The following is a 12,351-nucleotide window of genomic DNA, read 5'->3' on the forward strand; positions in this document are numbered from 1 at the left end:
TAAACCTCATAATGTTCAGGCTCATCTTTTTTATCCCACAGATGAGTGCGGATTTACTTCATTTTAGGCTAGGTAAGGTTATGAGCGCAGAAAAACTCTATATAGAAAAAGAACTTAGTTGGTTGTCTTTCAACGAGAGAGTATTACAAGAAGCCGCTGATAAAACCGTCCCCCTAATCGAACGTATTCGCTTTCTCGGGATCTTTTCCAATAACTTAGATGAGTTCTACAAGGTTCGCTTTGCAGACGTAAAACGTCGGATCTTGATCAGCCAAGAACGAGGTGGAAGCGATAACTCTAAGCACTTGTTAACTAAGATGCAAACCAAAGCATTGAAGCTTAACGAGCAATTTGACGAACTGTACGGTGACTTGATCCGAGAAATGGCGCGACGCCGCATTTTCTTGGTTAATGAAAACCAGTTAGATGACACACAAAAACGCTGGATCACCAAGTACTTTCGCAAAGAAGTCATGCCACACATCACTCCGCTTTTGATTAAAGATGACATCGATGTGTTGCAGTTTCTTAAAGACGAATACGCCTACATTACCGTCGATCTGCGCAAAGACGATCATTCCCAATACGCTTTACTCGAAATCCCAACTGACCACCTACCCCGCTTCGTTATGGTTCCGGAGCAAAAAGGCAAACGTCGCAAGACCATCATTCTGCTCGACAACATCATCCGTTACTGTCTGGATGAGCTGTTTAAAGGCTTCTTCGATTATGACGAGCTAAATGGCTACGCGATGAAGATGACCCGAGATGCGGAATACGATTTGCGCCTAGAGATCGAATACAGCTTGCTCGAACAAATGTCTGAAGGAGTGAACCAACGCTTAACCGCCATGCCAGTGCGCTTTGTTTATGAGCGTGAAATGCCGCAAGAGATGCTCGATTTCTTGTGCAGCAAACTACAAATCTCCAACTACGACAGTTTGATTCCCGGTGGGCGTTACCACAACTTTAAAGACTTCATTGGCTTTCCAAATGTTGGTCGTGAGTACCTAGAAAACAAACCCATGCCACCGATGAAGTGTGCCGACTTCGAAGGCTACGCCAACAGTTTCGATGCGATCAAAGCCAAAGACATTTTGCTTTACTACCCTTATCACACCTTTGATCACATCTCTGAACTGGTTCGCCAAGCTTCCTTCGATCCTAAAGTGTTGGCGATCAAGATTAACATTTACCGCGTTGCCAAAGATTCGCGCTTGATGAACTCACTGATCGATGCAGTGCACAATGGCAAAAGCGTAACTGTCGTGGTGGAGTTGCAAGCTCGATTCGATGAAGAAGCCAATATCGAGTGGTCAAAGGTTCTCACCGATGCAGGCGTGCACGTTATCTTTGGTGCGCCAGGTTTGAAAATTCACTCCAAACTGCTCCTGATTAGCCGCCGCGAAGAAGGTGAAATCGTACGTTATGCGCATATCGGTACAGGCAACTTCCACGAGAAAACCGCACGCATCTACACCGACTTCGCGTTGCTAACTGCAGACCAAGAAATTACCAATGAGGTTCGTAACGTCTTTGGCTATATCGAGAACCCATACCGTCCAGTAAGGTTTAATCACCTCATCGTTTCACCACGCAATTCGCGTAAACAACTCTACCGTCTGATTGACGGTGAAATTGCCAACGCAAAAGCCGGCAAGAAAGCAGCGCTGACGATCAAAGTGAATAACTTGGTCGACAAAGGCATCGTCAATAAACTTTATGGTGCGAGCAATGCCGGGGTGAAAATCAATATGATTATCCGCGGTATGTGTTCACTAGTACCGGGTATTGAAGGCGTGAGCGAGAACATTCGCATCATCAGTATTGTTGACCGATTCCTTGAGCACCCTCGCGTCGTCATCACTCACAATGATGGTGACCCACAGGTTTATATCTCATCAGCGGACTGGATGACGCGAAATATCGATCATCGTATAGAAGTTGCCGCTCCGGTTCGTGATCCACGTTTGAAACAGCGAATTATTGATATAACTAACATTCACTTTACCGATACAGTAAAGGCTCGTTTGATAGATAAAGAGATGAGCAACAGCTACGTGCCGCGAGGTAATCGAAAAAAAGTTCGCTCACAAGTTGCCATCTACGACTATCTTAAAAATATAGAGAAGCAAACAAGAAAACAAAAAGCAGATGCCTCAAATACTTGAACAAGATGTACGCCATATCGCAGCCATTGACCTTGGGTCGAACAGCTTCCATATGGTGGTGGCGAAAGTTGTTGGAAGTGACCTGCAATTAGTCAGCCGCCATAAACAGCGAGTGCGCTTAGCTGCCGGACTCGATTCAGAGCTCAATCTTAGCCATGCTGCAATGGAGCGAGGTCTTGAGTGCCTCGCAATGTTCGCCGAACGCTTGCAAGGCTTTGAAGCTTCAAACGTAAGAATTGCAGCCACCCACACTTTAAGGCGTGCTAACAACGCCCACCTCTTTATAAAACGAGCCAAAGAGGTGCTGCCTTTCCCAATTGAAATCATTCCGGGCGAAGAAGAAGCTCGCCTCATCTATCTCGGCGTCGCGCACACCCAAGCGGAATCGAACTCCAAACTGGTCGTCGATATCGGTGGCGGCAGTACCGAGATGATCATTGGTCAAGAGTTTGAGCCAGAGCTTCTCAACAGTAAGCAAATGGGCTGTGTGAGTTTTACCGAGCAGTTTTTCAATAATGGCAAACTGTCGCGCAAGAACTTCAGCAAAGCGATTCTCGCCGCAGAGCAGCGCATGGAATCCATTGCTGCAAAATACCGTAAGAAAGGCTGGGATATTGCCCTCGGCTCTTCTGGTACGATTAAAGCGATTCGCGAAGTCTTGATTGGTTTAGGTCATGAAGATGGGCTGATCACCAACAAGCGTTTGGGTAAGCTCATCGACACATTGTGCGAGTTTGAGTCCATTGATGATATCGAGCTTATTGGTCTGACCGATGAACGCAAGCCAGTCTTTGCCGCAGGTGTAGCCATTTTGGCTGCCATCTTCCAATCACTAAAAATCAACCAGATGTTCTTCTCGGATGGCGCATTACGTGAAGGTCTGCTCTACGAGATGGAAGAACGCTTCGCTCGTTCTGATATTCGTATGCGCACCACAGAAAACCTAGCAAAACAGCATCGCGTTGATATCGAACACGCAGCACGCGTAAAAGGTCATGCAAGAGAGATGCTGTGCAATGTTCGTTCTGAACTAGGTATCAAGAAGAAAAGTGAGTTGTTTGATTTACTGGAATGGGCGGCTTTGCTGCATGAAGTCGGCTTGAGCATCAGTCTGCGCGGTTTCCATCGTCATTCATTCTACATTCTTCTGCACTCCAACTTACCGGGCTTTAACCGCGAACAGCAATTGGTATTGGCGACCTTAGCTCGCTTCCAACGTAAATCCTTCAAGTTGAATGAGTTCCCAGAGTTCAACCTCTACAAAGAGAGTGACATCATCAACTTAATTAAAATTCTACGCCTAGCCATTGTGGTCAACGGTCAACGCAATGATGACCCGCTACCAGAGCTGACACTATCGATACAAGAAGATAAGTGGGTACTTACCTGCGTAAAGGAAGATTGGTTGGAGAATAACAAACTGCTCGATGCCGATTTGCAGGAAGAACAGCAACGCTGGGAAAGCGCAGGATGGACATTGAACTTCTAACTACGAACTCAATGAGATAAAGAAAAAGATCGGCTTATAAACCGACCTTTTTTAATTCCTCGGCAGCGAAATCAGCAGTAATGGGAACATAACCGTCTTTCGCGACCAGCGCTTGCCCTTGGGCAGAGAACATAAAGCGAATGAACTCAGCTTCAATTGGGCTTAGCGGATAATCCGGATGTTTATTCACGTATACATAGAGGTAACGCGATAGTGGGTACTTACCTGAGATGATATTTTCACGCACAGGGCTAACGTAATCTGTGCCTGTTTTCGCAATTGGGACTAAACGAACACCCGCCACGCGATAGCCTACGCCTGAATAACCTACACCACTGATCGTTGATGCCACAGACTGCACCACTGACGCCGATCCCGGTTGCTCGTTCACACGAGTTTTAAAATCACCGCCACACAAGGCATTACTTTTAAAATAACCGTAGGTACCCGATACCGAGTTACGCCCGAACAGCTGCAAGTTACGTTTTGCCCACTCAGCTTTGATGCCTAACTCACGCCAGTTGGTGATGAACTCACTTTCGCCGCAGCGTAAAGTCGCGGAAAACATCGCATCCAACTGATGGAAATTAAGCCCTTTGATCGGGTTATCTTGATGCACAAAAATACCAATCGCATCAATCGCAACACGAAGAGCCGTTGGTTTGTAACCATGCACCCGCTCAAATGCTTCGATCTCACGCATACGCATTGAGCGACTCATTGGACCGAATTGCGCAGTTTGTTCCGTTAACGCCGGTGGCGCAGTCGATGAGCCAGACGCTTGTACCTGAGCATTAATGTTCGGATAGATTGATTTAAACTCTTCCACCCAAAGCGTGGTCATGCCTGCTAACGTATCTGAGCCGACAGACAATAAGTTACCGGCTATGCCAGTCGTCTTTTGATAATTCGGCAGCGGTTTATCTTGTGCAGCAGCCACGCTGGAAAGCACTAACGTGGCTAGAGTGATTTTCTTAATTGCTTTGGATACGACACTCATTACTTCACCACCAAACGACTTGGTAGGATGAAGGAGAACTTACTGCCGACACCAACTTCACTGTAAATTTCAAGATGAGAGTCATGGTGGCTCAACGCGTGCTTAACGATGGCTAAACCTAGGCCACTGCCACCGGTATCGCGTGAGCGAGCTTTATCAACGCGATAGAAACGCTCGGTCAATCGGTGTAAGTGTTGCGGCTCAATACCATCACCGCTGTCTTCAACCTCTAGACAAGCACCTTGTGCAGTTTGATACCAACGTACGTTAATGTGTGCACCGGGTGGTGTGTATTTCACTGCGTTGTACACCAAGTTAGAGATCGCACTACGTAGTTGGTCATCATCACCGAGCACACGCAGGCTAGAATCAACGTCGAACTTCAACTGATGCTGATCATCACCACTTAAGCTTACCGCTTCCTTCTCTAGCACTTCTAACATGCTAGGGACATTGACCACATCTTCCAGCTCATGCATTGGTGCCGCTTCAATCTTAGATAGCGTCAGAAGTTGATTCACCAAACTGTTCATGCGGTTGAGCTGCTCTGTCATCACCCCATGTGCCTTCGTCCACATTGGACCAACAATCATGTCTGGGTCTTCCGTCATCTCAAGATAGCCTTGCAGTACCGTCATCGGTGTACGAAGTTCATGAGATACGTTGGCGAAGAAGTTACGACGCATACCTTCAAGCTGTTTAAGTTGGCTCACATCACGCACCACCATCAGATGTTCACCTTCGGTGTAAGGCACGATACGCAGCTCCAACATTCGCTCGACATTCAGTGGTGAGCGCATTTCTAGCGGCTCTGAGAAGTCTTGCTTGTTGATGTACTTAATAAAGTCTGGAGTACGGATGAGGTTAGAAATAGGTTGCCCAGAATCTTCCGGCCAGTGGAAACCCAAAAGGTGTTGCGCGAGCTTGTTACACCATACGATGTTACCTTCAGCACGAAACACCACCACCGCATCCGGCAGCGATTCAGCACCATTACGGAAACGGCGAATCAAATTGGTAAGCTCTTTACGCTTACGACGCTGACGTTGTTGCAATCGGTATAAACCGTTGAATAACGATTCCCAGTTGCCACTACCTGACGGTGGCGTAAGACGCTTTTCATCCCACAACCAAGCCGACAAGCGCACCTGATTATGCAAATGCCATACAAGCTGCAAAGCCGTGGCCGCCAAAAGCAACCACGGCATATAACCGAATATCCAACCTATTATCACCCAAGGGGTGTAAAAAAAAGCCAGCTCCCAGGCCAGCTTTTTCCAAGTTAATCTTTCAACCACTCATTACTCCAGAAATGGTATTGATAAGCTGCTAGCGATGTTATGCCTTCGTCGAGAAACGGTATCCTGCGCCACGAACGGTTTGGATTAATTTGTCGTGACCTGCCGCCTCAAGCGCTTTACGCAGACGACGAATATGTACGTCAACGGTTCGGTCTTCTACATACACGTTGGTGCCCCAAACATTGTTTAGCAGTTGTTCACGACTATAAACGCGCTCTTGGTGCGTCATGAAGAAGTGCAACATTTTGAACTCTGTTGGTCCCATATCAACCGCTTCATCATTTGCGGTCACACGGTGAGAAACAGGATCCAACTTCAGACCTTGTACATCAATCACATCTTCGAGCGCAGTCGGTGTTACGCGGCGAATGACGGCTTTAAGGCGAGCAACCAACTCTTTTGGTGAGAAAGGTTTGGTGATGTAGTCATCCGCGCCAACTTCTAAGCCGCGCACTTTGTCTTCTTCTTCACCACGAGCTGTCAGCATCACAACGGGAATGTTGCGAGTTAACTCTTCGCGCTTCATGTGTTTGATGAAGTTAATACCACTGCCACCTGGTAGCATCCAGTCTAGTAGCACTAAATCCGGGAAGGGTTCAGCCAGTTTGGTTACCGCAGAGTCGTAATCTTCTGCTTCTACTGCTTGATAACCTTTCTGTTCAAGCACGAAGCATAGCATTTCACGAATCGGAGCTTCGTCTTCAACAACCAGAATCCTTCTAGACATAATTGAATAACCTTATGTTAGTTGAGCTAATGAATTTAAAGGACAAAGCGCCCCTCTATGCATAAGCATTATTACTACCAATTATGACACTTTTGTGACCTTTGAAAACAAATTTTCATATAACTTTCTTTTGAGATTCATCATGATCTTTTTCAATTCAATTAGGACAACGCCGGGAAAATTCCCTATGATTAGTCCCTTGTCATCAAGCCTAGAGAAGATTTATGTGGTTTAAAAACTGTCTGGTATACCGCGTTAACCGCGAGGTTAACTTCAACGCCGATCAACTGGAAACTCAACTAGCCGAGTTCCGATTCACCCCTTGTGGAAGCCAAGATAAGCAAAAGTTTGGCTGGGTTAGCGCGATGGGTAGAAATGGCGACATGATGACGCACGTTTCTGAAAACCGCATTCTGATTTGCGCTAAGAAAGAAGAAAAAATGCTGCCTGCTTCAGTGATCAAAGACTCACTAAATGCAAAAGTAGAAGCAATGGAAGCACAGGAAGGTCGTCCTCTTAAAAAGAAAGAGAAAGACAACCTGAAAGATGACATCGTAATGGACCTCCTGCCACGTGCGTTCAGCCGTAGCAGCCACACTTACGTGCTGATTATGCCAAAAGAAGGCTTCATCCTTGTTGATGCAAGCAGCTACAAAAAAGCAGAAGACGTATTGGCACTACTACGTAAGACAATGGGTAGCCTGCCTGTTGTACCAGCAATCCCAGAAGTTGCGATCGAAACAACTCTAACTGAATGGGTAAAAACTGGTGATACACCACAAGGCATCACAATGATGGACGAAGCAGAGCTTAAGTCTGTGCTAGAAGAAGGCGGCGTGATTCGTTGTAAGAAGCAAGAGCTTACAACCGATGAAATCCGCAACCACATCGCTGCAGATAAAGTGGTGACTAAGCTAGCACTGAACTGGCAAGATCGTATCGAATTCATCATGGCAGAAGATTCTGGCATCAAACGTCTGAAGTTCTCTGATGAACTAAAAGACCAAAACGATGATATCCCACGCGAAGATCAGGCTGCTCGCTTCGACGCAGACTTCTCTCTAATGTGTGGCGAGTTCAGCGCTTTCCTACCAAATCTATACGAAGCATTGGGCGGTCTGCCAAACCCTAACGCTTAATTTCGTACAAAGATTAACCATAACGCCCTCACTTTTTTTGAGGGCGTTTGTTTATCTAAAACATAATTCTCCTAGTCACAGGTCACATTTTGACGTAAAATTTGCGCCCCATTTCCATGAGGTGGAATTGGCCTGACTTGTGATCAGATATTAAGAGAATTGAGCAATGACAACAGAGAAAGCATTCGTACCAGAGCTACTATCTCCAGCAGGTAGCCTTAAAAACATGCGTTACGCATTCGCCTACGGCGCAGATGCAGTATACGCTGGTCAACCTCGCTACAGCCTTCGCGTACGTAACAACGAGTTCAACCACGAAAACCTACAAATCGGTATCAACGAAGCGCATGCCCTAGGCAAAAAGCTTTACGTGGTATGCAACATCCAACCGCACAACTCTAAGCTTAAAACTTTCATCCGTGACCTTAAACCAGTGGTAGAAATGGGTCCAGACGCACTTATCATGTCTGATCCAGGTCTCATCATGATGGTTCGCGAAGCGTTCCCAGAAATGCCAATTCACCTGTCTGTGCAGGCGAACGCAGTAAACTGGGCAACTGTTAAATTCTGGGCTGCTAACGGTGTTGAGCGCGTGATCGTTTCTCGTGAGCTTTCTCTAGAAGAAATCGAAGAAATTCGCGAGCATTGTCCTGAAACTGAATTAGAAGTTTTCGTTCACGGTGCTCTATGCATGGCTTACTCTGGTCGCTGCCTACTGTCCGGTTACATCAACAAGCGTGACCCTAACCAAGGTACTTGCACTAACGCATGCCGCTGGGAATATAAAGTCGAAGAAGGTAAAGAAAACGACGCCGGTCAAATTGTTGAAGCGTTCGATCCAAACGAAGCTCAAGCAATCGAAGTCGCAGACGAACGCCCAGAAACCACTATCGGTCGCGGCAAACCAACTGACGAAGTGGTATTGCTTTCTGAAAGTCACCGTCCAGAAGAAAAAATGGCGGCGTTCGAAGACGAGCACGGTACTTACATCATGAACTCGAAAGACCTGCGTGCAATCCAACACGTAGAACGTCTAACTAAGATGGGTGTTCACTCATTGAAGATCGAGGGCCGTACCAAGTCATTCTACTACTGTGCACGTACTGCTCAGGTTTATCGCAAAGCGATTGATGACGCAGTTGCTGGTCGTCCATTCGATGAGAGCCTAATGGGTACGCTAGAAAGCCTAGCTCACCGTGGCTACACAGAAGGTTTCCTACGTCGTCACACTCACGACAGCTACCAGAACTACGATTACGGTTACTCTGTATCTGACACACAACAATTTGTTGGTGAATTCACTGGCAAACGTCGCGGGGACATGGCAGAAGTTGAAGTGAAGAACAAGTTCATCGTTGGTGACAGCCTTGAGCTAATGACGCCAAAAGGCAACGTAATCTTCACGCTAGAAGCGATGGAAAACCGTAAGTCAGAATCAATTGAAGACGCAAAAGGTAACGGTCACTTTGTATTTATCCCGGTTCCAGAAGACATGGATCTGGAATACGGTCTGTTGATGCGTAACTTAAATGCAGGTCAGGATACCCGTAACCCAACTGGTAAGTAATCATGGCACTACTTATTACCGATAAGTGCATCAACTGCGACATGTGTGACCCTGAGTGCCCTAATGGTGCAATTACTATGGGTGACAGCATTTTCGAAATTGACCCTGCTCTATGTACAGAGTGTAAAGGTCACTACGAAAAACCAACATGTCAGTCGGTGTGTCCAATTACGAAGTGCATTATTACCGACCCAAATCATGTCGAGACTGAAGAGCAATTGCTAGAGAAGTTCGTGATTATTCAAGGGCTAGCGTAATTGAAAGAGGTTCAACTTTGCGCTCAAAGTTGAACCTTTTTTTAACCTGATTTCTCGATAGGAATAATGTTGCAGAAGAGCTCTTTCTCGAAATGATACTCTAGCCTTTCACGCCAATTTTCAGCTTGTGAGACAGGTATCAAATAGAAATTCTCTCGACTCGTATCCGTAACGAAAGCCATCCCATATTGCATTAGTTCGTAATGCACATCATTAACAAATCCCGGGTCAAGACGCTGACGTCCTGTCAGGTGATTAACATCCTCTCGAGTCAGATAGACTCCCTTATTCTCACTGCTAAATCTGTGTCTTAACCACTCTGCAAATTCTTTTGCACAAATCATAGTCATGGTTTTGTCCTTGATTAACTCTTAGATGGGGAAAGTCTCCATACCCACCTCAATACACTTGTCTGCGTTGCCATTTGTCTTTCACCAACCAACAGACATATTGCTAAGAAACCAGAGAATCGCGACGAAAAGATCTTTGTAAAACCAGAGTTATAACCACAAGAAAAATCACATAACCCTTTGTTTAATTTAGATTTCTGTAATATGCCACCAAAACTAATTAGGTTAGTTTTTATACTGGTATTATTCACTGTAGACAAAAGAATGATCTTTCTCCAGTTTCATAATGGAGATACCTAGTAGGTTTAATCGCAGCTTGATAGGAAGGAATTACCCTTTACTTCTTAGTAAGCAATGGCTGACATTGTGCAGGCATTATCTTTTTCTTCTTAGGCTTGGGCGTAGTTTTGACGGTCTTTTTAGCCACGGGAGGTGGCGTCGCTTTAGGTTGCCAACTCGCAAGTTCAGCTCCACAACCATCACCCACTGGAGGAGGAGCCTGGTTGATGCAGTTAGCACTCGACTCCGGACAGTTTAATCTAACGTGGAAGTGATAATGATGCCCCCACCAAGGGCGAACTTTGCGTAACCACCCCCTGTCTTTTCCCCCTTCCTGCTTACAAAGTTGCTCTTTTATCACCGGGTGAACAAAAATACGAGCTACACCCTCACTTTGCGCTGCGCTACGAATCAATTCAAAGTGTCGAGTTTCCCAACGGTTTTCCAAAATCTTATATTTTTTAAGATCAACTACGCTCATTGGTTTAGGCAGCTGGATCTCATTGTACGACAAAGGTTCATCGGCTAGACGCAACCAGATATCGATATCTAAACCTGTTTGATGACTAGAATGTCCAGAAGAGAAACGCCCGCCACGAGCCAATGACAAGTCACCAACCAACAACGTTGTGCTTAAATCTTGATTCATTTTTTTTGCTAGTTCTTGAATGAAACTGATCGTATGTGGGTGCCCATAGTAACGCTTCGTTTTGCTACGTAGCACTTGGTAACCAATACCATCCAAAGGAAGTGGAGATGCGCCGTCTAGACAGCCATTGGCATAACTGCCGATAGAGGAAGAAGTGTTATTTGTGGGACCAGAGACCTGCTCCCACGGAGTTGCATAAAGAGAAGCTGAGAATAGAAAACTTAAACAAAAAGAAAGACTCAGCTTCATCACGCTCATTCCTTAATAGTGGTCACCATTATCATAGTAGCCTTTAGGAGAGAGTGCAGAGAAAATTACCGCAACATCGATATCTTCACCCACAATACCACGTACTTGTTGAGTTATTGCTTTTGCAACCTTGTTCTGCGTTTCTTGACCGCGATCGAACCATAAAACTTCAACAAAAGGATAAGCAGCACTTACTTCACCTTCGCTGAAAAATGTACTGTAGATATATTCGAACGTAAAATCTTCGCGAGGGCAGTCCATAAGAGGCTGTAGTTCGTCAGTAAGTGGTTTTGATAGCGCTTGAACCGCTTGTGGCTCGACCGCTCTAAATCGAAGATGTGGCATAGACTTGCTTCCTAATTATTAGAATTCAGCGCCGATAATAACAGGAAGTCGACCTCTTATCACGTTAGCTTCTAGCAACACTCACTTTAAATAACGAAGATGCGGAGAAGCTGCAGGACTTCTGTTGAAGACTTAGAAGATCCCAGAAGAACTAGGCTGGCAACTCACAGATTCGAGTAAATTATCGAGCAAGCACTCTGAGTTAGTCTGAAAAGACAAAAACGAAAAAAGCCCCAGCATTTCTGCTGAGGCTTTACAAGATGGCAGGGGTAGATTGGACCGGCACTCCGGAAATTCAATATGACTTGCTACCAAGCAGGCTGGCGGCTCAGTTCCCAACACGCACTATTTGGGCATTAGGGGAATCTGCTACTCTTCCAGCTAGACTGGTACTCTTTCCTTCATATACGAAAAAGGCTCTAGCATTTCTGCTAGAGCCTTAAATATGGCAGGGGTGGAGAGATTCGAACTCCCAACACGCGGATTTGGAATCCGCTGCTCTGCCAATTGGAGCTACACCCCTGTAATTCGTGTTTAATGAGACGACTCTCGAATAAGTGGCGGAGCGGACGGGACTCGAACCCGCGACCCCCGGCGTGACAGGCCGGTATTCTAACCAACTGAACTACCGCTCCGCACTGGTTAGACCTAAAGTCTAAGTTTTTGTCTTCACTTTTTCATAAAAAGTGAAAATAAAATACAAGCCTGGCGATGTCCTACTCTCACATGGGGAAGCCCCACACTACCATCGGCGCTAATTCGTTTCACTTCTGAGTTCGGAATGGAAGTCAGGTGGGTCCAAATCGCTATGGTCGCCAAGCAAATTCT

The 12,351-nt window shown here is 45.9% G+C and carries 11 protein-coding genes, 2 tRNA genes and 1 rRNA gene; 5 read left to right on the plus strand and 9 right to left on the minus strand.

Features of this window, described 5'->3' with window-relative positions; translation table 11 throughout:
* The first annotated feature begins 80 nt into the window (after window positions 1-80).
* On the plus strand, window positions 81-2,171 hold the full coding sequence (gene ppk1, locus ABMY42_RS11975) for a polyphosphate kinase 1 (RefSeq protein ID WP_039841922.1): 2,091 nt from the start codon (window positions 81-83) through the stop codon (window positions 2,169-2,171).
* Window positions 2,155-3,660, plus strand: a complete 1,506-nt coding sequence (gene ppx, locus ABMY42_RS11980) for an exopolyphosphatase (RefSeq protein ID WP_349266332.1) — start codon at window positions 2,155-2,157, stop codon at window positions 3,658-3,660. The genes ppk1 and ppx overlap by 17 nt, the downstream gene beginning before the upstream one ends.
* Before the next feature lie 34 nt (window positions 3,661-3,694).
* On the opposite strand, the gene ABMY42_RS11985 is transcribed toward ppx, so the two are convergent.
* Genes ABMY42_RS11985 through phoB form a run of 3 tightly spaced genes read right to left on the minus strand, consistent with a single transcriptional unit; the run spans window position 3,695 to window position 6,688 of the window.
* Entirely contained in the window at window positions 3,695-4,660 is a 966-nt protein-coding gene (locus tag ABMY42_RS11985; protein ID WP_349266333.1) for a phosphate ABC transporter substrate-binding protein PstS family protein, read from the minus strand.
* On the minus strand, window positions 4,660-5,958 hold the full coding sequence (gene phoR / locus ABMY42_RS11990) for a phosphate regulon sensor histidine kinase PhoR (RefSeq protein ID WP_005445279.1): 1,299 nt from the start codon (window positions 5,956-5,958) through the stop codon (window positions 4,660-4,662). The genes ABMY42_RS11985 and phoR overlap by 1 nt, the downstream gene beginning before the upstream one ends.
* A gap of 40 nt (window positions 5,959-5,998) precedes the next feature.
* Window positions 5,999-6,688: a phosphate regulon transcriptional regulator PhoB gene (gene phoB / locus ABMY42_RS11995; RefSeq protein ID WP_005424836.1), complete on the minus strand. Its 690-nt coding sequence runs from the start codon at window positions 6,686-6,688 to the stop codon at window positions 5,999-6,001.
* Window positions 6,689-6,912: 224 nt separating this feature from the next.
* On the opposite strand from phoB, the gene rdgC reads away from it, so the two are divergent.
* The 3 genes from rdgC to ABMY42_RS12010 all read left to right on the plus strand — a co-directional run bounded on the left by rdgC (window position 6,913) and on the right by ABMY42_RS12010 (window position 9,651).
* Entirely contained in the window at window positions 6,913-7,827 is a 915-nt protein-coding gene (gene rdgC / locus ABMY42_RS12000) for a recombination-associated protein RdgC (RefSeq protein ID WP_005445276.1), read from the plus strand.
* Between the two features lie 166 nt (window positions 7,828-7,993).
* Window positions 7,994-9,394 (plus strand): tRNA 5-hydroxyuridine modification protein YegQ, encoded by a 1,401-nt coding sequence (yegQ, locus tag ABMY42_RS12005; RefSeq protein ID WP_272759222.1) that lies wholly within the window; start codon window positions 7,994-7,996, stop codon window positions 9,392-9,394.
* 2 nt (window positions 9,395-9,396) lie between these two features.
* Window positions 9,397-9,651 carry a YfhL family 4Fe-4S dicluster ferredoxin gene (locus ABMY42_RS12010; RefSeq protein WP_005445273.1) on the plus strand — a complete coding sequence of 85 codons (255 nt, stop codon included), beginning with the start codon at window positions 9,397-9,399 and terminating at the stop codon, window positions 9,649-9,651.
* Window positions 9,652-9,692: 41 nt separating this feature from the next.
* Here ABMY42_RS12010 and ABMY42_RS12015 read toward each other — a convergent pair whose 3' ends face one another.
* The 6 genes from ABMY42_RS12015 to rrf form a co-directional block, all read right to left on the minus strand.
* Entirely contained in the window at window positions 9,693-10,001 is a 309-nt protein-coding gene (locus tag ABMY42_RS12015) for a hypothetical protein (RefSeq protein WP_005445270.1), read from the minus strand.
* 337 nt (window positions 10,002-10,338) lie between these two features.
* Window positions 10,339-11,178 carry a penicillin-insensitive murein endopeptidase gene (mepA, locus tag ABMY42_RS12020; RefSeq protein WP_349266334.1) on the minus strand — a complete coding sequence of 280 codons (840 nt, stop codon included), beginning with the start codon at window positions 11,176-11,178 and terminating at the stop codon, window positions 10,339-10,341.
* 12 nt (window positions 11,179-11,190) lie between these two features.
* Window positions 11,191-11,523 (minus strand): DUF1904 domain-containing protein, encoded by a 333-nt coding sequence (locus ABMY42_RS12025; RefSeq protein WP_005445267.1) that lies wholly within the window; start codon window positions 11,521-11,523, stop codon window positions 11,191-11,193.
* A gap of 446 nt (window positions 11,524-11,969) precedes the next feature.
* Window positions 11,970-12,046 (minus strand) — tRNA-Trp (locus ABMY42_RS12030).
* A gap of 35 nt (window positions 12,047-12,081) precedes the next feature.
* A tRNA-Asp gene (locus tag ABMY42_RS12035) sits at window positions 12,082-12,158 on the minus strand.
* A 68-nt stretch (window positions 12,159-12,226) separates the two neighbouring features.
* A 5S ribosomal RNA gene (gene rrf / locus ABMY42_RS12040) occupies window positions 12,227-12,343 on the minus strand.
* Between the last annotated feature and the right edge of the window lie 8 nt (window positions 12,344-12,351).

It is taken from the genome of Vibrio sp. SSH13-20, assembly GCF_040104475.1.
GTDB classification, from domain to species: domain Bacteria; phylum Pseudomonadota; class Gammaproteobacteria; order Enterobacterales; family Vibrionaceae; genus Vibrio; species Vibrio harveyi.